A 20,366-nucleotide genomic window follows, 5' to 3' on the forward strand; every position below is an offset into this window, starting at 1 on the left:
CCTCCAAAATATTGATCATGCTTTCGCAGGACATTCTCAGCCGGGCGGTGCCGCGCCCTTCTCCGTCGCCCGGTCGCCGCGGCCGGACCGGCGGCGGCGGAACCCGAGGATCGCCGCTCCCACCAGCAAGGGAAAGAGGGCCATCGCGTACAACGGGGCGTTCCGGGACGGCGAGACTACCCGCAGCCGGCGAAGGCTCCCCGGCACTTCCCGGCCGGCGGCGTCGACCAGGCGCAGGCTGAAATCCCCGGCTCCCTGGCGGAGGGCGATCTTGTACCCCGCAAACGTGGGACCGCCGGCCGCCGGATCCCCGGGATCGTATTCCACGATATCATAGCCCAGGGCCTGGCCGGAGCTCTGCCGCACATAATACGGGCGTTCGGCGATCTCCGCAATCACCTTGGAGCCGTTCCGGATCTGCAGGGTCAATCCCTTCCCGGCCAGCGGCGCCAGCGCCGCCCAGGTCTGCTTGTTCTCCTGGCCCCGCCCGCTCTCCGGCGCCGCCAGCCGGGTCAGCTTGGTGTAGGCATACTGGTTATAGCGTGCCGCCGCGTAGGGCTTCAGGAAGATGACCCGCCCCCGCCCGATGAAGAGGTTGGCGCTGGAATCATCGCTGCGCAGCGGGTAGGTCCACTTCTCCTCGGGCACCACTTCGTAGCCGACGCCGTGTTTGGAGGGGGCAAAGGCCACCACCCGCCGCTCGCTGCCAGCCACGATCTTCCCGGTTAGATCCCTCAGGCGGATCCGGTACGTACCGGGCGGCAGTTTCAGGATAAAGCCTTCATCCAGGTCGGAACAGTATTCGCGGGGCGACTCCGGCTCCCTGGGCTCCTGCGGCGGGGCCGGAAAGGCCGCCGGGTTTTGGAGATATCGTTTAGCCAGGCTTTGATAGGCGCCGTATTGTTGATAGTAATCGGCCACCGCCCGGTTGTAATCCTCCTGGCGCGCCCGGTAAGCCCGGACGGCGCGAACCGCCCGGTCGCCGCTCCGCAAGCCGGTCGGCGCTTCCTGGGCTCCCCCCGCATAGCGGAGGGAAAAACGGGTCGGGGCCAGGCTGCGGATGACCCGGCCGCCGCGCAACACTTCGAGCCGGCCGCGCGGCGTGGCCTGATAGCTCTCCCAGTCGGCCATATACTCCCGGGTGATCGGCCAAAAGTAGACCGCGGTCCGGTGGACGGTGGCCACATTGGCGACATCGGCCTGCAGATAGACGGTAGCGATGGCTTGCGGACAGAAAGCGGTTCCGTACCGGGCGCCGTCGAACAGGAAGAACCCGTAGACGAACTCCCGTTTCAGCTGGACCCGGACCGGCTTTTGGGAAGGCCCGGCGAGCGTTTTGGACTCCGCCAGGACCGTGGGCCCCAACCCGGCCACTCCCAGGAACGCCGCCAGCATCAGCAACAGCGGGATTCTGCGGTTCATCGGGTCCTCACTCCTTTCACTCTCAAGCTCAGGACGGCCAAAGCCAGCAGGATTAGCGTATAGGCCAGGGACCCCGCCAGGACCAGCAGCGCCGCGCCGGGATCCGCGGTTTCGATCGCGGCCCAGCCCCGGCTGAGATAGGCGAAAGGGGAAACCCAGGATAGCAGCCCAGCGGCGAGGCTGAGCAATGCTTTGGCCGGGACCAGCGCCGGGGGCAGGTTCTCCAGACCGTTGACGACGGTGTCCCCCCATTGAATGATCAGCAACCCAAACAGGATCGCCACCAGCGCCAGGACGGAGCCGCGGATCCTGGCGGTCAGCGCCGACAGCAGAAGGCCCAAGGCGATCATGCAGGAAAGCGGCGCCAGGGCCAACAACATGGCCAGCCCGGCTTCGCCCGGAAATCCAAACCCGGTGGCGCTGCCGAATCCCGCCAGGATCACCGCATCCATGGCCAGGATCAACCCGTAAATGCCGACCGGTTCCAGAAATTTGGCGATCATCAGCGAAACCGGATCGACCGGTCCGTAAAAGAGCACCTCCAGGGTGCCCCGCTCCCGTTCACGGCTGATCGAGATCGCCGCAATCACCGCCAGATACATGGCGCTCAACACCGTCACCATATAAAACGGAAAGTTAAGGGGGTTGGCGATCACCAATAAACCGTTTTCGGCCAGCGCCCCCAGATGGACCCCGGTGGCCAGCACCGCCAGCAAGGCTCCGGCGCAGGTCACTCCATAGAGGCCGAACCCCAGCAGCGCGGCGCGGATGCCCCGTCCGGCGATACGCCCGGCAATGGCTAGCCGGGAGCGGCAATTTCGCATGTTCATCGCTCCTCCCGCCCGTCGTGCAATAGTGAGATGTTATTCTCGGTGATGGTTACAAAGGCTTCCTCCAGGCTCATCTGGCGCCGCGCGATCCGGGTGACCAGGCCGCCGCGGTCCAGGATGAACCTGGCGATGTCGGCGCGGAAGTCGGGTCCGCTCCGGGTCCCGACCATCAATAAGTTGCCGTTGGCGGTCACGGAGTCCACAAAGGGCAACGTTTTCAAGGCCGCCGCGATACCAGTCAGCTCCTCCGCCAGCTCGACTTGGATCTCCGCGCCGCTGCAGAGCTTGGCGCGGATGTCGTCCACCGTATCCTCGGCCAGCAACCGGCCGCGGTTCATAATGCCAATCCGGTGGCAGGTCTTTTCGACCTCCGACAGCAGATGGGAGGAGACCAGAAAGGTCTTGCCCCTCCGGTTCTCTTCCAGGATCAGATCGCGCACCCCTTTGATCCCTTGGGGGTCCAGAGAGGAGACCGGCTCGTCGAGGATCAAGAACTCCGGATCGTGGACCAGCGCCCGCGCGATTCCCAATTTCTGTTGCATTCCCTGGGAATAGGCGCCCACCGGCAACCGCCCGTCGCCCGCCAGGCCGAGCCGGTCCAGCAGTTCCCAGATGCGGCGGCGCCGCTCCGCGACGCCGAACAGGCCCGCAAAAAAACTCAGATACTCATAGCCGGTCATTTCGGCGTAACAATGCTGGACCTCGCCGACTACCCCGATCCGGCGTTTGATCCCGATGGGGTCCTCGCCAAGCGTCCGGCCGAAGAGCCGGACGGTGCCGGCAGTGGCCGGAATGATCCCCAGGATCATGCCGATAGTGGTGCTCTTTCCGGCGCCGTTGGGACCCAGGAAGCCATAGATCTCTCCCGGGGCGATATGAAGCTTCAGGTTCTTCACGACCGTCTTCCCATGGTAGCTCTTGCACAAACTCTCGGTGACGAGCATGACTCCACTCCCGTTCAGGTTGGCTTTCTTATGTAGATTGGTTGCGGCCGGCGGCGCGCTCAGGCGATGAGATCCAGCTCGTTCAGGATGCCCAGCAAGGTTTGGCGTTTCTCCGGGGTCAGCGGGCCGATGGGCGCGCGGGTGGTTCCGACATCGAAGCCCATGATCTCCATGGCCTCCTTGATCACCACCGGGAAACTGCCCAAGCCGAAAGCGATCCTGAGCGGCGCCAACCGGTACTGGGCTTTCAGCGCGCCCTGGCGATCGCCTTTTTGGAAGAGCTCGTAAATGGAGACCGCCAATTCCGGGGCGACGTTGGCCGAGGCCGGAACCGCGCCGCTGCCGCCATAGCTCAGCGCCGCATAGATCATGGTGTCTCTGCCGCAGAGCAAATGGAAGTCGAAGCCGGTATTCCGGATGATCTCTCCGACCATGGTCATATCGCCGCTGCTGTCCTTGATCCCCACGATATTGTCGATCTGCGCCAATTGCTGGATCAGCGCCACCGACAGGCCGACATTGGTCCGGTCCGGGTTATTATAGAGCAATACCGGCAGCCGGGTGGATTCGGCGACGGTCTTGTAATGCTGGTATATTTCCTGGCTGTTCGGCGTGATAAAAAAGGGCGTGATGATCGAGACCGCATCGATCCCCGCCGCTTCGGCGGCCTGGGTCAGCCGGACCGTCTCGGCGGTGGTGATGGCGGCGGTTCCCGCATAGACCGGCACCCGGCCGTTCACTTCCTCCACCGCGATCTCAAACGCCTGGATCCGTTCCTCCCGCTCCAAAGCATAAAACTCCCCTTGGCTGCCGGCAACGAAGATGCCGTGCACCCCGGCGTCGATCAGCCGGTTGAGCAACTGCCGGAAGACCGGCCGGTTGATGGCGCCCTCTTTGGTGAAGGGGGTGATCACGGGTGGAATAATTCCAGCGGGTTTATAATTCATTATCGTAGTCCTCCAAATAGTTAGTGGCGAAGAAGGTTTCCAACTCGCGGAGCTGGCTCTCCTGGTTCAGCAGGAGCTTGCCGATCTCGTTGGTGACCTCCTGGTTATTCTGCTTGAGCGCCTCATTGAGATGATTGATGATCCGGTTGCCGGAACGGACGATATGCTCCCGCAGCAGCTTATCCGCTTGAGCGGCGTCCCGGTTCAATAATGCCTGGAGTACCCGGCCATGCTCTTCCCAGCCGAGATACCGTTCTTCATCGGAGCGCAAGTTCAGCTGCCGGAAGATCAGGTCATAGGCGACCACCCGGTTTAAGAGGCTTAAGAGATAGCCATTGTGGGAGGCCGCCCGGATCATGACATGAAATTGGGTGTTCGCCCGGATCAGATCCGGCGAGGATGCGTCCAGCAGGATCTTCAACCCCTCCCAATGCAGCCGTATCTTTTCCAGCTCCTCGTCCGTGGCGTTTTGAGTGGCGAAGGCCGCGGCCACGCCTTCCAAAGCGGCCCGGATCTGAAATATCTCATTGATCTTCATCGAAGCAAAGTTCGAAACGACGGTCCCGCGGCGGGCGAAGATCTGGATCAACCCTTCGGCCTCCAAGATCCGCAACGCTTCTTTGATGGGAGTCGTGCTGATGTTGAAGATCTGGCTCAGTTGCCGTTCGGTAATGCGTTGGCCCGGCTTGAGTTGGCCCGTGATAATCGCCCGCCGGAGCGTATTGAGGATCGCGTCTCGGACTTGGCCCGGAATTTTCGTTTTCAAAAAAGCTAAATTCGAAATTGAGTCATCTTCTTTCATGCTAATCTCCTCTTTTCCCAAAAGCGGGGATTCAAAGTCTTCCAAAACCAATGCGGCGCTGATTCGTTTGGCACCGCCGCGCTCATTGCGCCGGGTCCGCCTTCGGCCAACCGCATTTCGGGCGTCGGCCCTATTGTTTGACCGCCCCGGCGGTGAGGTTGGCGATCAGGTAGCGCTCGAAAATCAGGAATAGAATAATCGAAGGCACCGAGGCCACCGTGGACGCTGCCATGATCTGGCCCCAATCAATCTTATGTTCGCTGATCAGCCCGGCAATTCCTACGGTCAGAGGAATCGATTTTTCCGAGGACAGCACCAGCGGGATCAAATACAGATTCCAGCTCTCCAGGAAGGTAAAGACGGTGGTGGCCACCAGGCCCGGCAGCATCAGCGGGAAGACCGCCTTCCAAAAGGCTTGCAGCCGGGTGCAGCCGTCGATCATCGCCGCCAGGTCGATCTCTTTCGGGATATTCTCCACGAAGCTTTTCATCATCCAGATGCAAAAGGGAAGCGTCACACTGGTATAGGAGATGATCAGGCCGAGCTGAGTGTCGTACAACCCGATATTTCGGATGATCTTGAACATCGGGATCACCACCACGATCACCGGGATCATCTGGGTGGTCAGGACGACCATCTCCACCAGCGATTGCCCCTTGAAATGAAAGCGGGCGAAGCCATAGGCAGCCAGCGAGCTGGTGGAGACCACCGCCACCGCCGTCACAATGCAGACCACCACGCTATTGACGAAATACTCCACGAACGGGTAGTCGCGCCAGACCGATACATAGTTCTGGAGCGTCGCCTTTTCGGGGAAGAGTTGAAAAGGGATTTTGAAAAGTTGCTCCGGCGTCTTCAGCGAAGTGAGGATCATCCAGAAGAACGGCAACAGCACCAGAAAGGCGATGACCACTCCGACCAGGGTATTCAAGGCCACTTTGAGCTCAATCCGGGCCGGGCCGTAATTTTCGTTCTCATTCATCAGCATTCTCTCCCTGCCTCCTTCTTTTTTAACGCCAGTCCGAACGGGTCATCCGGTTCAACAGAATACTCGAAATCAGGAGCAGGAGGAGCATCACACAGGCCATCGCCGAACTGTAGCCGAATCTGATCTGGTCGAACGCCACCTGCCGCACGGAATTGGAGATGACGTTGGTGGCGGTGCCGGGTCCGCCCCCGGTCATGACGAAGATCATCGGAAACTCCTTGAAACTGCGGAAAAAGTCGAGCAAGGACGTGATGAGGACGATATTGCCGATGTGCGGCAGCACCACATGGCGAAAGACTGTCCAGCGGCCGCCGCCGTCGCATTCCGCCGCTTCGCAGAGGTCCTTGGGAATGGACTGCAACCCGGCCAGGATCATCAGCATGCTGAAGGAGAAGCTTTTCCAGGCATAGGCGATGATCACCGAGAACATGGCCAGGTCCGGGATGCCCAGCCAGGCGACGCCCTGGTCCAGCAGTCCCAAACCGATCAGGAAGTTATTCAACAGCCCGTACATCGGGTTATAGATCCAGCGCCACAGCAGGCCGCCGACGACCATCGACAGCATCCAGGGGATCAACAGCACGGCCCGGAACACGCTGCGGCCGTAAATCCTGGTATTCAAATAGCTGGCAACGCTCATCCCCAGTATCAGCTGGAGGAGGACCGTGCCCAGCGAAAAAACGATGGTCACCCAGATGCTGCTCCAAAACCCCTGGTCGCTGAAGATGGAAAGATAATTGCCGAGTCCCACGAAGTCGAACTTGGTGAGCAGGTTGGTATCGAAAAAGCTGATATAGATCCCGTAAAGCAGCGGATAAAGCATCACTACCGCCAGGAGCAGCAGCGCCGGGAAGATGAATCCGAACGCGTTCATCCGTTCCGAAAAAGAGAAGCCCTTCATCTCAAGATTGCGGCTGACCAATCATATCCCTCCGAACATTGAAAGATGGGGATCCCGGTAAGGCCGGGATCCCCCGGGTCTGTGCGGTTATTTCTTGGCTTTTTCCATAATGGAGTCGACCTTCTTGGCAGCCTCAGAGACCGCTTCCTTGACCGGTTTTCCCAGAATGGCCTGTTGCAGGCATTCGACCAAAGCCGCGCCGATCTCGCCGTTCTCGGCCACCGGCGGATAGTCCTCGTTGTAATTCAAGGCCTGGGCGAAAACCTTCAGGGCCGGATCATTCTGGATGAAATCCTTTTTCAGACTGGCGGAGGTCACCGGGAGGCGGCAGGTGATCTTGGCGAATTTCTCCTGGTTCTCGGGGCGCAGCAGGAAACGGACGAAGCGCCAGGCTTCCGCCTTATGTTTGGAGTTCTTCAAAATTCCCAGGTAGATGCAGCCGTTCATGCTGGCGTACTTGGCGAAGCCGGCCTTGGGGAAGAGGAAGGCGCCCATCTTGCCGTCGATCTGGGGATTGTCCGCCACCGCCTGGCCGACGGTGTTGTTGGAGGTCATCATCATCGCGATCCGGCCGTTGGCGAAGCCGACCCGGACATCGTTGTAGCTGGCGTCGGTCACTCCGGGAGGCACCACTTTATATTTGTTGACCAGATCGGTTAAGTATTGAATCGAGCGGACGCCCTTGGCATTGTTGAAACCGGCGCTCCAGTGGCCGCCCTTTTGTTCTAGGACCTGGGCGCCGAAACTGCGCATGATCGGGAAGAGGCGGCTATAGGCCGAGTCGGCCTTCGGCGCCTTGGAGCCGACGATCCCCATTCCCCAACGGCTTTTGCCGTCGGTCAGTTTGACGCTGGCCTTGGTCAGCTCGGCCAGGGTTTGGGGAGCCGCCAGTCCGGCGTTCTTGAAATGCTCGGTATTGTACAGCACCGCCGAAGACATGGCGAAAAAGGGCAGCACCAACTGCTTTCCGTCAAAATTGCCGGAAGCGGTGATCTTCGGCACCAGCGAATTCTTGAATTTGGCGCCTTCTTTTTTGATATAGGGGGTCAGATCTTCCATGACTCCCAATTCACGGGCAGCCGGAATATCCTGCGGGTACATCTGGGTGATGTCGGGGGTCTGGCCGCCCAGCACCAGGGTCAATAATTTGGCCCAGGGCGGATTGTTGCCGATATGGACAATCTTGATATCCGGGTTCTCCTTCTCAAACTGCGCGACCAGTTCTTCCATGGCCCCCTTGTCGGGCGCTTGGACGACGGAACTGTTCACGAACTTCAACTCGACGGTTCTATCGGCGAAAACGTTCACCGAAAACAAGGCAGCGATCAGGCATAATGCCAGAACCAAACAAACTTTCGCTTTCATCCAATCTTACCTCCTGTTTTCTTGAATTTCCATAGGGTGGGATTCCCGTCCTTGACACCTCCTTCGCCGGGCCCACGATTCATCCCCGCCTATTGCTATCTAGCCGCTTGCCGCTCAAAAGCCTCCCCCGACCGGGGTTCGCGGCGCGGATTTTAAAATGAAAACACGTTTTTATACTCCCCTTTGGCCAACTCGTCAAAGTTCACCGTGATGCCGAGGCCCGGCTTATCCTGGAGCAGGATGTAGCCGTCCTCATAATGGAAGGATTCCGACAGCAACGTCCGGGACAGCTCCAGGTTTTCGAACATGAACTCCTGAATCAGGAAGTTGGGCAGCGTGGCGTCGAGCATGACATTGGCCATGGAGGCGACCGGCCCGTTGGAATTGTGGGGGGCCACCTTCAGGTAGAGGGTCTCCGCCTGGCTGGCCACTTTCTTGGTCTCGTGGATCCCGCCCATATGACTGATATCCGGTTGAATAACCGATAAATTGCCGGCCTGGAAGATGGACTGATAACCCCAGCGGGTGAAGCTGCGTTCGCCGGCGGCCAGCGGTACGTTGGCGCGCAGCGCCAGTTTCCGGTAGCCGTCGCCGTTATCGGGATGCATCGGCTCCTCCACCAGCAGCGGCTTGAGGTCTTCCACCTCCCGCACGAAGGCCAGCGCGCCGTCGTAGCTCAGCATGCCGTGCAGTTCGATCAGCAGATCCACCTCGCTGCCGACCGCCTGGCGCACCGCGGCCACGCAGTCCAGTCCGGCCTCGACCCGCTCCCGCTCGTCGGTCGCGGCGGACACTTTCAGGGGATCCCATTTCAACGCGGTGAAGCCATAATCGCGGACAGTGGTGACGGCTTTGGCGGCAAACTCCTCGCTGGTCCGGCAACCCTTGAACCAGTCATTGGCATACAACCGGATCCGGTCCCGCATCTTGCCGCCCATCAGGTGATAGACGGGCGCCCCCAGCTTTTTGCCGATGATATCCCAGAGCGCGATCTCGATGCCGCTGATGGCGCTGTTGAAGACCGCGCCGTTCCGCCACGGGTCGCGGGTGAAGAAGTTATGGAACAGCGCTTCGACGTCAAAGGGCGAGGTACCGATCAGGCGGGGGCCGATATGTTCCTGGATCGCCTCGCGGATGGCGAGCTCCTTGTTGCGGCAGGTCGCCTCGCCGACGCCGCTGATGCCCTCATCCGTATCCACCTTGACAAGGGTCAGATTGCGCCAGGAAGAAAAGTACAGATAGGTTTCGATCTTGGTAATTTTCAAACCAACTGACCTCCATTTCAGTATTGGGGGGAAATCGCCCGTTCCCCGGCACGGCTTTGGGTCCCGGCTCTTTTTGGGTGTGCGGCCCGGATGCAATCGTCGGCGGTTTGGGAGCCAAGGTCCGGATTGAAGAATTCGGCAAATTTCCCATTTGATATCTGATATATCAGATATCAAAAAAGTATTTTGACAAAATTGGATGATTTCCTGCAACCAAACCAGATTTTTTTGCAAAATGCCGCTTCTTCCAGGGATTGGCAGAGGGAAACCGGCGCTAGCGGATCGCCCCCGCTCCCTAACCGGAATGCTCCTTCCGGGGCGGGCCGATGGCAGTTTCCGCCGCCGCAAATTCAAATTCCCGCCGGAAAATAGCGATTCTACTCGTAGAAAATGAAGTTTCAGGCCCGAGAATCGCATTTCCGTCGCGGAGAATTGCATTTGCCATCCCGAGAATGGAATTTTCAATTCGGAGAATCGCATTTCCGGTCCTGAGAATTAAATTATCAGACTAGAAAATCGCATTTTCGATCCGGAGAGTTGAATTTCCACTCCCGACAATTGTAATATCGGAACCGATAATTAAATTCTCCGTCCTGAAATTGCAAATTACCTCTCATAAAATAAGATTTTTGCCAAATGAGATGAAAAATCCGCCGGAAAAATAACGATTTGAGTCGAGGAAGAGAAATAATATTTTTTGAGAGGAAACCCTTGCGGAAAAGCGGCGCCGTTTCCGGCCCAGCCATAGAAGGAACCGCCATACCGAGGCGGCCCGATCGGGGAGTAAAAGGAGTTTGCGGATGGCGGCGGGACGGATTGGGGATTTGGGGGACCCGGAAGGAGTCCCCGGATTGCCGCTCAGGCCAGCGGCGCCTGATCGTCCGGACCCGGATGCCGGCAGCCGCCGGCGCAACAGCACTGGCCGCTCCCGGACCGGCAAATGATCTCCGGCGAGCCGCAGGAGGGACAGTCGTAGGAACCCTCCCGCACCTGCTGGAGATGCTCATAGCTCTCCTGCCACTCTTTGCCGCAGTTCCGGCAGCGCATCGGGCAGATATTACGGGTGAAATTGCCGCCTTCGATCCGCAGCGCCTTGCCGTTGGCCAGGGCGTCGGCGATCTTGGCCCTGGCGGCGAGCAGGATCCGCTGGAAGGTTTGGCGGGAAACCTCCATTCGCGCGGCGCACTCCTCCTGCTCCAAGCCTTCGAGATCTTTGAGCCGGATGGCCTCCAGCTCCTCCACCTTCAACAGGTTCTCCTCCAGTCCGCACTGGGGCCGGCCGGCCGGGACGAAGCGCCGGACCGGGGGGATGAATGAAACTTTACGCCATTTGACCGGACGGGGCATGAATTTCAACTCCATCTGCAGTGTTCGTCAGGTCCATCTTACCATCTCCGGAGGGTCCGCCGCAAGCGCGGCCGCCCGGATCAAAAAAGGGAGGACTTTGGCCCTCCCTCCGTTCTCCTTAGGCGTGCCCGCCGCAACTGCCGGCATGGCTGTGCTCGTGGCAGACGGACCCGCCGGAGACCAATTCGCCGCGGCTGTAACGTTCGATCGCCTGTTCCTTGGAGCCGCTGATGCCGGTGATCACCGCGATCCCGTGCTCCCGGAAGATGCGGACCGCGCCGTCCCCCATTCCTCCGGCAATGACGGCCCCCGCGCCCTGTTCATGCAGGAAGTTGGGCAGGAAACCCGGCTGATGCCCGGGGTTGGGGATGAATTTTTCCTCCTTGGCCGTCCCGTTCTCCACCTCATACAAGGTAAACCCTTCACAGTGGCCGAAATGCTGCGCCACCGCACCGCCATCGGTAGCAATGGCAATCTTCATGGTACCATTCCTCCTTCTGATTATCGGGGAGCCGCTTCCGCCGCCGGGAAACGGCGCGCCGGCCTGGCCGGAACCCGCCGCCACCACCGTCTCAGGCTTTGGCCGGCAGCTTCGCCAAAAATTGGGCCGCGATCGGCGCGAAAAACTCCGGCACCTGCTCCGCCACCGCCTCGATCCGGCCGGCGTCGGCCAGGGTCGCCACCTCCGGCACCAGCGGCAGCCGCCCCAGCAAGGCCAGGCCGAAATCGGCCGCCACCGCCTCGGCCCGGCTCGGCCCGAAGAGGTCGATCCGGCGGTGGCAGTCCGGACACTCCAGATAACTATAGTTTTCGACCATCCCGAGAATGGGGGTCCGCATCTGCTCCGCCATATGCACGGCTTTCTTGACGATCAGCTCCACCAGTTCCTGGGGCGAGCTGACCACGATCATCCCGTCCAACGGCAGCGATTGCATCGTTGTCAGCGGCACATCCCCGGTCCCCGGCGGCAGGTCGACCAGGAGATAATCCAGGTCGCCCCAATCCACCTCGGCAAAGAACTGTTTGACCACTCCGGCGACGAGCGGACCGCGCCAGATCACCGGCTGGTCCTCCTGCTCCAGCAGCAGGTTGATGGAGATGACCTTGACCCCGCCGGCCGACTGCAGCGGCTCCATCGCTACGCCGTTATGGCCGGCCCGGCCTTTGAGCCCGAAAAGTTTGGGGATGCTGGGCCCGGTCACATCGGCGTCGAGGATTCCCACGGCCAGCCCCCGACGGCGCAGCTCCGCCGCAAGCAGCGCCGTGACCGAGGACTTGCCGACCCCGCCCTTGCCGCTCATCACCGCCACCACCCGCTTGATCATCCCGTAGGGATTGACGCTCTTTTCAAAGATCGATCCTTCCGTATCTGCCATTATCGCTCCTCGATTCGTTAAAGATATCCGTCGCAAAGCCGATTCAGGGTAGAGCCCGGGCTGGATCCATGCAACGCCGGAACCGGAGTCCCGACGAACGGATCCCGCGCGGCGCAATGCCGAACGGATTGGCGGTCGTGATGCTTTCGTCCGACATTCATTTTGGCTTATGCCCATAATTATTCTAAATTTATTATGGGCATATGTCAATAACCTATTCGCCTCTTCCTCGGAAAATTGCAACTCTTTCAATTCTTTCCACTGAATAGCCCGGTTATCCGGGCACGAACTGCGACCCGGCGCCCCGCCACGGAGCGCAAAAAACTGCCGGCTTGACAATTGCCACGGAATAAAATATAGTAAGGGGTAGGCGGAATGAACATTCATTCCTGACCAATTGAACTCCGGGAGAGGCCATGACCGAAGAAGCACTGGATAAAAAAGCCGCCGCGCTCCAGGCCGCGCTGGAACTCATCGCCGAGCAAGGCTTCCACGGCGCGCCGATGTCGCGGATCGCCGAACGGGCCGGGATCGGGGTCGGCACGATCTACCGCTACTTCGCCAGCAAGGACGATCTGATCAATGCCCTGTATATTGAGATCAAGTCCCGGCTCACCCGGAGCATCCTCAAGGGTTATTCGGAGCAGCTGCCGGTCCGGGAGGGCTTTCAACATCTGTTGGACGCCCTGGTCCGTTACTGCGTGGCGCATCCGGCGGAGCTCGCCTTCGCCGAACAGTACGAGAACTCGCCGCTGATCACCGCCGTCACCCGCGCCGAGCTGCTCCGGCTCTTTCAGCCCATTCAGGACCTGTTCCGGCGGGCCCTGGCGGAACAGCTGTTAAAGGAGCTGCCGTTCGAAATGATCGGCGCCCTGGTCTACAGCAGCGTGACCGCCTTGGCCAAATTGCAGCTTTCCGGGGCGATGCAACTGGGTGATCCCCGGTATGAAACCGGGCTCGCCGCCATCTGGGATATGATCAAACGCTAAAAGTTGCTCTTTTTTTCGCGGTTACGGAATGAACATTCATTCCTGGAATCTTTTCACTCTCGTTCCAACGAAAAATCTTGACGAAAAGGAGTTGAGCGGAATGTTATACCGTCCGATGGGCCGGACCGGAGATCAGGTCTCGATCCTGGGCTATGGGTGTATGCGCCTCCCCCAGCAGAACGGCAGGATCGATGAAGCGCGCACCGAAAGGCAGATCGTCTCGGCCATCGAGCAAGGGGTCAATTATTTCGATACCGCCTATTTCTATCACAACGGCAAGAGCGAGGCCGTGCTCGGCAAGATCCTGGCCAAAGGCTACCGTGACCGGGTGCTGGTCGCCACCAAGCTGCCCCTGCCCCTGGTCCACTCGCGCAAAGACATGGATACGCTGCTCGATACCCAGCTCAAAAGGCTCCAGACCGACCATATCGATTATTACCTGATGCACATGCTGACGGGCATGGCGGGCTGGCAACGGCTGAAGCAGCTCGGAGTGGAGGATTTCCTCGAACGGGCCAGGCAGGCCGGGAAGATCCGCCGCATCGGCTTCTCCTATCACGGCGGCAAGGACCAGTTTCCGCGGATCATCGATGATTACCCCTGGGAGTTCTGCCAGATCCAGTACAATTATTTCGACGAACACAACCAGGCGGGCAGGGATGGCCTCGAATACGCCGCCGCCAAAGGCTTGGGCGTGGCGATCATGGAGCCGCTGCGCGGCGGTTTCCTGGTGGGCAAGATGCCCCCGGCAGTGCAGGCAGTCTGGGACCGGGCCCCGGTGAAACGGTCTCCCGCCGAATGGGCGCTGCGCTGGATCTGGAACCATCCCGAAGTGTCGCTGCTGCTGTCGGGAATGAACGAGGAGTCGCATATCGCCGAGAATATCCGGATCGCCGGGGAAGCCCTCCCGCAGTCGCTCTCCGCCGCCGAACTAGCGCTGGTCGGCGAGGTCAAGGAGACACTCGGCAAGATGATGAAGGTCGGCTGCACCGGCTGCGGCTATTGCCTGCCGTGCCCGGCCGGGGTGAATATCCCGCTCTGTTTCAGTTCGTACAATGATAAGTACCTGTTCAACGACAGGATGCCCCAATTCAACTATCTGGGTTTTACCGCCGGAGTGGACGGCGGGCAGCCCTCCTACGCCTCGCTCTGCCGGAATTGCGGCCAGTGCGAAAAGCATTGTCCGCAGCGGTTGCCCATCCGCCGCCATTTGCAGGAGGTCGCCGCGGACATGGAGCGCTTCTATTTCAAGCCCGTGATGGGCCTGGTTCGCGGCTACTTCAAGATCCGGGGTCTCTTCAAAGGAGCCCGTCAGGCGGAACATTAACCTGGGCCGACAAAGGCCGGCCGCCTAATCAACCCAGCCGTGCGCAACGGCCGGGTTGATTTCTTGTTAAGGGGATTAAAAGCGTTGTGATAAACCCTGCCCGAAGGCCAGGGTGAACACAAAAGCTCAGAAAAGCAAGTGATAAAGTCGTTTTTTAGTCCATTGAAAGGATGATTTCCGAATTTGAGGACTTTATCACATGGCTTTTAAATCATCCGGCGTTCCCTGATCCATGGAAAGCCGCCCCGCTCCCCGGACAGCCGGGGCGAAACCTCGAAAAAATATCCGCTGCGCCTCAGCGAAGCAGGGAAAAATGCCGGCAAAACCGAATCCCTGATCATCAACATTGCGTCCCGCTCCCCGGGACGATGGGAGTGATCCGCTCATGAATCAGGAAAAACAACGTCATTGCGAGAGCGGGAAGCCGGCCGGCATCCGCTTGCGGGCCCACCATCTCCTCTGCTTGCAAGGCTTTCAAGGCTATGGCTACAGCCAAGGCTTCACCGCCAATCTGGCCCGGATCGTCGCGATCCTGGACGCCGACCCCGGGACACTCGTGGAACTGGTCGCCGAAAACGACGATGTCTGCGCCTGTTGTCCCCATGCCGGCGTCGCCGGCTGTCAAAAAGATCCGGATGCGGCGGCCGCGATCCGGTCGATGGACGCCAAAATCTTAATGAGGCTGAATCTGGAGGCGGGATACAGCGCCAGCGGCCGTTCCCTCTGGGACCGGGTGAACGCGGCGTTCAAGACCCGCGCCGCTCTGCAAGGCATCTGCGGCGACTGCCGCTGGCGGGAGCAATGCCTGTGGTATCAAAAGCGAGCTGCGGAATGAGCCGGTTAGATTCTTGGAGCGCGGTTTAAAAGCGGCCGTTTTATTAAATTTCAAGACAGTTCCATAATTTCAAAGACTTATCCCTGGCTTTTCAATTGGCTCTTTCCATCCAGTCCGATCCGGGAGTTCGGTCCGATCCGTGAAGGGCAATAGCAGCTCTCCAGCCAGTAGGAGCCCGCCCGGTTTGGGCAGCTTGACCAGGAATGTATATTATCCTGACACCATCGTGGTCCACCGGGATCCCCAAATCCCACAATTCGATGCTATTGATGCGTAAACCGGAATCCGATCGCTTTTTTGCCGCACGAGTCCACACACTCACCGCACAATATGCATTCCGGATGATTCAGCTTGTTTTGGCGCACCATTTCATGGACATCCAAACTCATCGGGCATTTCTGATTGCAAAGCTTGCAATGGACGCACTTTTCGCCATCCGCTTCCAGATGAAGCGATGGATAGCCCAGTTTATTCTTGATTTGGCTGCCGATCGTCATCAACGGAGCCATCCAACAGACATAGTGACAAAAGGAACGCTTTCCGAACGCGAGGGAGAGACTGACTATCAGAGCAACCACTCCCAAATAGGGGATATAACTCAACAATCCGCTAACCGAAACTCCATGATCGGTAGAGTAAAACAAATCCAGCTTTTTAATTCCGCCCGCGCCAACGAATACGGCGATAACCGACACCAGCCAGGGCAGCCAGATCAGATATTTTATCCAGTTCAGCCTGCCGCCTTTGGCTTTCTTGCCGACCGCCGCGGCGCAGCATTCCTGCAATCCGCCGGCCGGACAGACCCATCCGCAAAATGCCCGGCCCCAAAAGAGGGAGCCTAAAAACAAGCTGCCAAACGTTACAAAACTGCCGGATACGATCCCCTTTAAGCCGGCCTGGATGATCAAATAGGGCGACAGATAAAATATGGTGATGGGAAATAGCAAAAACGATATCAATATGAACGTTTTCCGTACGGTTTGTTTTTTCATCATTTTCTGTCCTTTGTAAGATTTTTTGCTGCAGGACCGTTTCCCAACTGTTCCTGTTTTTGGCGCAACTTTTGATTGATGACGACAAAATGCCGGTAATTGGCATACGCAATGCTCAAACCCAACAATTCGGCCACCGCCACCAGAATGGCCACCTTTCCCGGCGGAAGCTCGCCGATGCACCAAGTCGCGCCCAAAGTTCCCGCTCCGATGATTACCAATACCAGGCCCCAAAGCAAGAGCGGCCGGTGATGGATACGATTGGCCAGTCCCGAGCAGACTGCCTGGCTGAACGAGCCGATGATTACCCCGGCCAGAATGGACGCCAGCAAAACCCGGAGCATCCCCGGCCGATAAAACGTCGTCAGCAACGCGGTCATTCCCACGATGAATCCGGCCGCTCCGGACGCCAGCGCCGTCCAACCGTAGGCTTTGAGATGATTGGTTCGATTCATGATGATAACCCCCTCACGTTACAATTCTAAAAACGCCCTGAACTCCTTGGCATAGATCCGCGATACCTCAAGTTCCTGCCGGTTAGCCAGCCGCAGGATGTAACGGCCGCCAAACCAGGGAATAATCTCGCGGATCCCCGCCACATTTACCAACTGCGACTTGCCGACCCGGATGAAGCCTTGGGGCCGCAACGTTTGTTCCAACTCATAGAGTTTATATTTGACAGTCAACCGCTGTTCCGGCGTTACAAGATACACCGCGTTTCCCATGGCTTCAAAATATAAGATCCGCTCATAAGGAATCAGCTCACAGGTGTCTTTCTCTTCGCGCCAGCCGCTGATCACCCCGGGCAAGCCTTCCCGCCGCCGGCCCGCCAAGCTATCGAATAGCGCTGTCAAATGCTCCAAGCGCTCCGGCATAAAACTGATGACCACTCCCGGCAAGGGACCCGCTGGCTCCTGACCCCGTTCCACCAGCGCCACCTCTCCCGCCTCGCCAACCTCCAAGCCCCGGGAAGTCAAGTAGCCGCTCAAGAGCGTCCTCAGCGCGCTGGAGCAAAACAGCTGAATCATCATGAAATTCCTCCTTTTCCAGCCTCAGCATGCCACGACATTGACAATCTTTCCTCGCTACGTGGCTTGACTTCATCATAACAGACGCCGGACTTGATAACAAACCTTCCGGGGCAAGTGGGAAAGAACAGCCGGTAACCGGAGTCTCGCGGAAGATAAAAGAAGTACTTGCCTGCGCGCCCGGCCGGTTTTGATCCGAATCCGGCGGCGGGAATGTCTCCATTGCCCCGAGGATTGCTTTATGTTACAATCAATGGGTTATGAGTACGAGATTCAAAACATAAGGAATTCGCCATGAAGAAACAAGAACTCCGCGCCAATTTGCTGCTGCTGTTGGCCGCGGCCATCTGGGGCCTGGCCTTCGTGGCCCAGCGGGTCGGCGCCCAATACCTGGGCTCATTCAGTTTTAACGGGATCCGTTTCGCCTTGGGCAGTCTGTCTTTGCTGCCGTTGCTTTATTTCATGAAGGGGTCCCCGGAGCGCCGGGCGGCCGGGTCCAAACCGGTCAGCGTCGTCCCGGCCGGGATCCTCGCCGGGTGCGTGCTGTTTATGGGAGCCTCCCTGCAACAGATCGGCCTGATTCATACCTCGGCGGGAAAGGCCGCCTTCATCACCGGGCTCTACATCGTCCTCGTCCCCGTCCTGGGGATCTTTCTCCGGCAACGCCTGCATGCCAGCGCCTGGCTGGGGGTGGCCGTCGCCACCGCCGGACTGTACTTTCTCAGCGTTACGGCGGATTTCACCATTGTCGGCAGCGATCTGGTGGTGCTGGCCGGAGCCTTCTTCTGGGCCCTGCATATTCTGGTGATTGATCATTTGTCGAAACGGGTGAATGCCCTGCAATTGTGCGTGGTTCAGTTTTTGACCTGCGCGGCGTTGAGCATGGCGGTGGCCCTGTTCTTTGAGAAGATTACCCTCCGCGGGATCGAACAGGCGCTGATCCCGCTGCTCTACGGGGGCATCGGTTCGGTGGGCGTCGCCTATACCCTGCAGGTGCTCGGCCAGAAACACGCCAAGCCCTCCCATGCCGCCCTCGTCCTCAGCATGGAAGCGGTCTTCGCGAGCCTCGGCGGCTGGCTGATTCTGCAGGAAAACTTGGGGCTCCGGGGCTATCTGGGCTGCCTGCTGATGCTGGTTGGAATGCTCCTGTCCCAGCTGCCGGAGTTGCGCAGAAAGGCGCCCCCGAAAATCCTCGAGGAGACCATGGAAGCTTAAATGAAAAAACGAAATCCGCCGCGGTCCTTCGGATGACGGTGACGGGTTTTTGGGGAAAACGGAATATCAAGTTCGCTCCGCCGAAGCAGTAAGCTGCCGATAAGAAACCGCCCCAAGCAACTGAGCTCATCAGGTGCTTTTCGGTGGATTTTTTTGCTTTGGACCGGTTGGAAGATGTTTTTAGGATGGATAGATCGCTTATTCACCAAAAGAACTCGTTTATTCACAAAAAGAGCTTGCCCAACGACTGAAAGAGCTCATTCTTCCGAAAAAGAGCTCTTTCAGTCACAAAATGAGCTCACTCATCCACAAAAAGAGCTTGCTGAGCGACTGAGCGAGCTCTCTTATTCACAAAAGGAGCTTGTTGATTCACAAAAAGAGCTCCTTGGGCGATTGAAAGAACTCTTTTTCCCCAAAAAGAGCTCCTTGAACGACTGAGCAAGCTCTTCAGCCGTCCAAAGAGATCCGCGCTTCACAAAATGAGCTCTTTCAGCTCCTCACCCCGATTGCTCAGGAAAATCGCTTCGAAGTCTAACTGCGATCCTTTCGTCCTATAATCGTAAAAAAGAGCGGGGGAGCGAAAGGATCGATTTACCGGGCCGGAGCCCAGATCTGGGTGGCCGTTTCCACCGGACGGCGGAGCCGGCGCGACTCCTCCATCATCAGGGCCAGATACTGATCCTGGCTGGCCTCGGCCAGGCTGTAAAATTCCGTGCCGTCGCTGACGTATTGGTCCATCTTCATCAGGCAGGTCGCCAGCGCGATCTCCTCATCCATCAGCCGGCCCGGCAGAAACGGGTTCGTATACAGCCAGGCTTCGCCGCCCAGAATTCCTTTGAGATAATAGCCCTCCACGTTCTCATACTCTCCGGCGCTCTGCCGCTTCAGCTCAAAAGTGACGGGCGTCCGGAAATCCCGCAGATACTTCACGGAATCATTATGGATCTCCCCGCGCACCCCGCGGATGAGCATCCGCTCGGAACGCGCCCAGGAACGGTGCTGATTCTGCTCAAAATCAAACAAGCCGGACTTGGCCCCGAAATCGATGACCGCCAACAGATGATCGTTCCGGACGATCCGTTCGCGGTCGGGCGGCCCGTTGCGGCCCGGCCCTTCCACCGCCGGATGCTCGAATCCGAAGGCGTTGATGACCGCGTTTTCAAAGCCGATCCCCAGCGCCCTGCGGATCAGGCTGATCCCGTGATAGCTGTGGTTGATGGAGACATGGGCATAATGAATCTCGCCCAGCCGGCCCGACCCGGCCAGCGTCAGCCGCGCCTGGTGCATGGGTTGCAAATGGTATTGCTCGGCAACCTGCACTTTGGCGTCGGGCCGCAGCGCGCCGTAGAGTTCGGTCAACTCCCGGAGATCGCCCGCGGGAGGAGTTTCCGCCAGGACCGGCACGCCTTGGCCGGTCAGCTCCAGGATGAACCGGGCCGCGACCTCCCGGGCCACGGCGGTCACCACAAAGCGGGGTTGCGCCGCTGCCAGCAGCGCGGCGACGGACGGATAGACCGGGGCGGCCCATTTCGTTTCCAGCTCGGCTTTGCGGGTTTGGCTGCGGGTAACCACCCCGCAAACCTCAAAAAGCTCCGGCAACAATTGGGCGACTTGCAGAAAACACTCGGCCCGCCAGCCGCTGCCGGCGATCCCGAAGACAATCTTGGGACGTTGCATCATGGAGTCCTCCTGTAATGATGGCTCATATTTCAAGTTCCAAGTAAAGTTTTCGCAGTCTTACAAGCGATTCTTTGTTTTTAATTCGAAATATATTCCACCGGGGATGACACGAA

21 protein-coding genes are annotated in these 20,366 nt (G+C 58.8%); 5 read left to right on the forward strand and 16 right to left on the reverse strand.

The window, feature by feature from the left end:
• Window positions 1–36: 36 nt before the first annotated feature.
• The 12 genes from EDC14_RS01270 to EDC14_RS01325 all read right to left on the reverse strand — a co-directional run bounded on the left by EDC14_RS01270 (window position 37) and on the right by EDC14_RS01325 (window position 12,187).
• Window positions 37–1,422: a hypothetical protein gene (locus tag EDC14_RS01270; protein WP_132012363.1), complete on the reverse strand. Its 1,386-nt coding sequence runs from the start codon at window positions 1,420–1,422 to the stop codon at window positions 37–39.
• On the reverse strand, window positions 1,419–2,252 hold the full coding sequence (locus EDC14_RS01275; protein ID WP_132012364.1) for an ABC transporter permease subunit: 834 nt from the start codon (window positions 2,250–2,252) through the stop codon (window positions 1,419–1,421). The genes EDC14_RS01270 and EDC14_RS01275 overlap by 4 nt, the downstream gene beginning before the upstream one ends.
• On the reverse strand, window positions 2,249–3,196 hold the full coding sequence (locus tag EDC14_RS01280; RefSeq protein ID WP_132012365.1) for an ABC transporter ATP-binding protein: 948 nt from the start codon (window positions 3,194–3,196) through the stop codon (window positions 2,249–2,251). Before EDC14_RS01280 ends, EDC14_RS01275 begins: the two co-directional genes overlap by 4 nt.
• Before the next feature lie 59 nt (window positions 3,197–3,255).
• Window positions 3,256–4,143 carry a 4-hydroxy-tetrahydrodipicolinate synthase gene (gene dapA / locus EDC14_RS01285; RefSeq protein WP_132012366.1) on the reverse strand — a complete coding sequence of 296 codons (888 nt, stop codon included), beginning with the start codon at window positions 4,141–4,143 and terminating at the stop codon, window positions 3,256–3,258.
• The gene (locus EDC14_RS01290) at window positions 4,133–4,945 is read right to left on the reverse strand and encodes a GntR family transcriptional regulator (RefSeq protein WP_132012367.1); all 813 of its coding nucleotides are present in this window, start codon (window positions 4,943–4,945) and stop codon (window positions 4,133–4,135) included. Before EDC14_RS01290 ends, dapA begins: the two co-directional genes overlap by 11 nt.
• A 130-nt stretch (window positions 4,946–5,075) precedes the next feature.
• Window positions 5,076–5,927, reverse strand: coding sequence for a carbohydrate ABC transporter permease (locus EDC14_RS01295; RefSeq protein WP_165907704.1), 852 nt, complete (start codon window positions 5,925–5,927; stop codon window positions 5,076–5,078).
• Window positions 5,928–5,955: 28 nt separating this feature from the next.
• On the reverse strand, window positions 5,956–6,855 hold the full coding sequence (locus tag EDC14_RS01300; protein WP_132012369.1) for a carbohydrate ABC transporter permease: 900 nt from the start codon (window positions 6,853–6,855) through the stop codon (window positions 5,956–5,958).
• Window positions 6,856–6,921: 66 nt separating this feature from the next.
• Window positions 6,922–8,199, reverse strand: coding sequence for an ABC transporter substrate-binding protein (locus EDC14_RS01305; RefSeq protein WP_132012370.1), 1,278 nt, complete (start codon window positions 8,197–8,199; stop codon window positions 6,922–6,924).
• A gap of 152 nt (window positions 8,200–8,351) precedes the next feature.
• The gene (locus EDC14_RS01310; protein ID WP_165907705.1) at window positions 8,352–9,464 is read right to left on the reverse strand and encodes a mandelate racemase/muconate lactonizing enzyme family protein; all 1,113 of its coding nucleotides are present in this window, start codon (window positions 9,462–9,464) and stop codon (window positions 8,352–8,354) included.
• Window positions 9,465–10,322: 858 nt separating this feature from the next.
• Complete coding sequence (locus tag EDC14_RS01315; RefSeq protein ID WP_132012372.1) at window positions 10,323–10,811, reverse strand: DUF134 domain-containing protein; 489 nt, start codon at window positions 10,809–10,811, stop codon at window positions 10,323–10,325.
• 118 nt (window positions 10,812–10,929) lie between these two features.
• A complete protein-coding gene (locus EDC14_RS01320) occupies window positions 10,930–11,292 on the reverse strand; it encodes a NifB/NifX family molybdenum-iron cluster-binding protein (protein ID WP_132012373.1) in 363 nt (120 codons plus the stop codon).
• A 91-nt stretch (window positions 11,293–11,383) separates the two neighbouring features.
• Complete coding sequence (locus tag EDC14_RS01325) at window positions 11,384–12,187, reverse strand: Mrp/NBP35 family ATP-binding protein (RefSeq protein WP_132012374.1); 804 nt, start codon at window positions 12,185–12,187, stop codon at window positions 11,384–11,386.
• 416 nt (window positions 12,188–12,603) lie between these two features.
• Here EDC14_RS01325 and EDC14_RS01330 point away from each other — a divergent pair, with 416 nt between their 5' ends.
• From EDC14_RS01330 to EDC14_RS01340, 3 genes are all read left to right on the forward strand, one after another.
• A complete protein-coding gene (locus EDC14_RS01330; protein ID WP_132012375.1) occupies window positions 12,604–13,176 on the forward strand; it encodes a TetR/AcrR family transcriptional regulator in 573 nt (190 codons plus the stop codon).
• A gap of 100 nt (window positions 13,177–13,276) precedes the next feature.
• On the forward strand, window positions 13,277–14,503 hold the full coding sequence (locus EDC14_RS01335; protein ID WP_132012376.1) for an aldo/keto reductase: 1,227 nt from the start codon (window positions 13,277–13,279) through the stop codon (window positions 14,501–14,503).
• A 385-nt stretch (window positions 14,504–14,888) separates the two neighbouring features.
• Window positions 14,889–15,338: a DUF1284 domain-containing protein gene (locus tag EDC14_RS01340; RefSeq protein WP_132012377.1), complete on the forward strand. Its 450-nt coding sequence runs from the start codon at window positions 14,889–14,891 to the stop codon at window positions 15,336–15,338.
• A 263-nt stretch (window positions 15,339–15,601) separates the two neighbouring features.
• Here EDC14_RS01340 and EDC14_RS01345 read toward each other — a convergent pair whose 3' ends face one another.
• Genes EDC14_RS01345 through EDC14_RS01355 form a run of 3 tightly spaced genes read right to left on the reverse strand, consistent with a single transcriptional unit; the run spans window position 15,602 to window position 17,361 of the window.
• Window positions 15,602–16,330: a 4Fe-4S binding protein gene (locus tag EDC14_RS01345; RefSeq protein WP_132012378.1), complete on the reverse strand. Its 729-nt coding sequence runs from the start codon at window positions 16,328–16,330 to the stop codon at window positions 15,602–15,604.
• Window positions 16,330–16,785, reverse strand: a complete 456-nt coding sequence (locus EDC14_RS01350; protein ID WP_132012379.1) for a hypothetical protein — start codon at window positions 16,783–16,785, stop codon at window positions 16,330–16,332. Before EDC14_RS01350 ends, EDC14_RS01345 begins: the two co-directional genes overlap by 1 nt.
• Before the next feature lie 18 nt (window positions 16,786–16,803).
• Window positions 16,804–17,361 carry a LytTR family DNA-binding domain-containing protein gene (locus EDC14_RS01355; protein ID WP_132012380.1) on the reverse strand — a complete coding sequence of 186 codons (558 nt, stop codon included), beginning with the start codon at window positions 17,359–17,361 and terminating at the stop codon, window positions 16,804–16,806.
• 291 nt (window positions 17,362–17,652) lie between these two features.
• Here EDC14_RS01355 and EDC14_RS01360 point away from each other — a divergent pair, with 291 nt between their 5' ends.
• Window positions 17,653–18,573 carry a DMT family transporter gene (locus tag EDC14_RS01360; protein ID WP_132012381.1) on the forward strand — a complete coding sequence of 307 codons (921 nt, stop codon included), beginning with the start codon at window positions 17,653–17,655 and terminating at the stop codon, window positions 18,571–18,573.
• A gap of 153 nt (window positions 18,574–18,726) precedes the next feature.
• Window positions 18,727–19,011, forward strand: a complete 285-nt coding sequence (locus EDC14_RS01365) for a hypothetical protein (RefSeq protein WP_132012382.1) — start codon at window positions 18,727–18,729, stop codon at window positions 19,009–19,011.
• A gap of 153 nt (window positions 19,012–19,164) precedes the next feature.
• Here EDC14_RS01365 and EDC14_RS01370 read toward each other — a convergent pair whose 3' ends face one another.
• Window positions 19,165–20,250, reverse strand: a complete 1,086-nt coding sequence (locus EDC14_RS01370; RefSeq protein ID WP_132012383.1) for a Gfo/Idh/MocA family protein — start codon at window positions 20,248–20,250, stop codon at window positions 19,165–19,167.
• Window positions 20,251–20,366: the final 116 nt, after the last annotated feature.

It is taken from the genome of Hydrogenispora ethanolica, from assembly GCF_004340685.1.
Taxonomy (GTDB): Bacteria; Bacillota; UBA4882; order UBA8346; family UBA8346; genus Hydrogenispora; species Hydrogenispora ethanolica.

Bases quoted from the DNA above. Each gene is read 5' to 3' on its own strand.
- EDC14_RS01355 (WP_132012380.1), bottom strand. From the start codon at position 17,361: ATGATGATTCAGCTGTTTTGCTCCAGCGCGCTGAGGACGCTCTTGAGC.
- EDC14_RS01345 (WP_132012378.1), bottom strand. From the start codon at position 16,330: ATGAAAAAACAAACCGTACGGAAAACGTTCATATTGATATCGTTTTTG.
- EDC14_RS01295 (WP_165907704.1), bottom strand. From the start codon at position 5,927: ATGAATGAGAACGAAAATTACGGCCCGGCCCGGATTGAGCTCAAAGTG.
- EDC14_RS01330 (WP_132012375.1), top strand. From the start codon at position 12,604: ATGACCGAAGAAGCACTGGATAAAAAAGCCGCCGCGCTCCAGGCCGCG.
- EDC14_RS01270 (WP_132012363.1), bottom strand. From the start codon at position 1,422: ATGAACCGCAGAATCCCGCTGTTGCTGATGCTGGCGGCGTTCCTGGGA.
- EDC14_RS01350 (WP_132012379.1), bottom strand. From the start codon at position 16,785: ATGAATCGAACCAATCATCTCAAAGCCTACGGTTGGACGGCGCTGGCG.
- EDC14_RS01340 (WP_132012377.1), top strand. From the start codon at position 14,889: ATGAATCAGGAAAAACAACGTCATTGCGAGAGCGGGAAGCCGGCCGGC.
- EDC14_RS01280 (WP_132012365.1), bottom strand. From the start codon at position 3,196: ATGCTCGTCACCGAGAGTTTGTGCAAGAGCTACCATGGGAAGACGGTC.
- EDC14_RS01290 (WP_132012367.1), bottom strand. From the start codon at position 4,945: ATGAAAGAAGATGACTCAATTTCGAATTTAGCTTTTTTGAAAACGAAA.
- EDC14_RS01360 (WP_132012381.1), top strand. From the start codon at position 17,653: ATGAAGAAACAAGAACTCCGCGCCAATTTGCTGCTGCTGTTGGCCGCG.
- EDC14_RS01325 (WP_132012374.1), bottom strand. From the start codon at position 12,187: ATGGCAGATACGGAAGGATCGATCTTTGAAAAGAGCGTCAATCCCTAC.
- dapA (WP_132012366.1), bottom strand. From the start codon at position 4,143: ATGAATTATAAACCCGCTGGAATTATTCCACCCGTGATCACCCCCTTC.
- EDC14_RS01320 (WP_132012373.1), bottom strand. From the start codon at position 11,292: ATGAAGATTGCCATTGCTACCGATGGCGGTGCGGTGGCGCAGCATTTC.
- EDC14_RS01370 (WP_132012383.1), bottom strand. From the start codon at position 20,250: ATGCAACGTCCCAAGATTGTCTTCGGGATCGCCGGCAGCGGCTGGCGG.
- EDC14_RS01275 (WP_132012364.1), bottom strand. From the start codon at position 2,252: ATGAACATGCGAAATTGCCGCTCCCGGCTAGCCATTGCCGGGCGTATC.
- EDC14_RS01305 (WP_132012370.1), bottom strand. From the start codon at position 8,199: ATGAAAGCGAAAGTTTGTTTGGTTCTGGCATTATGCCTGATCGCTGCC.
- EDC14_RS01335 (WP_132012376.1), top strand. From the start codon at position 13,277: ATGTTATACCGTCCGATGGGCCGGACCGGAGATCAGGTCTCGATCCTG.
- EDC14_RS01315 (WP_132012372.1), bottom strand. From the start codon at position 10,811: ATGCCCCGTCCGGTCAAATGGCGTAAAGTTTCATTCATCCCCCCGGTC.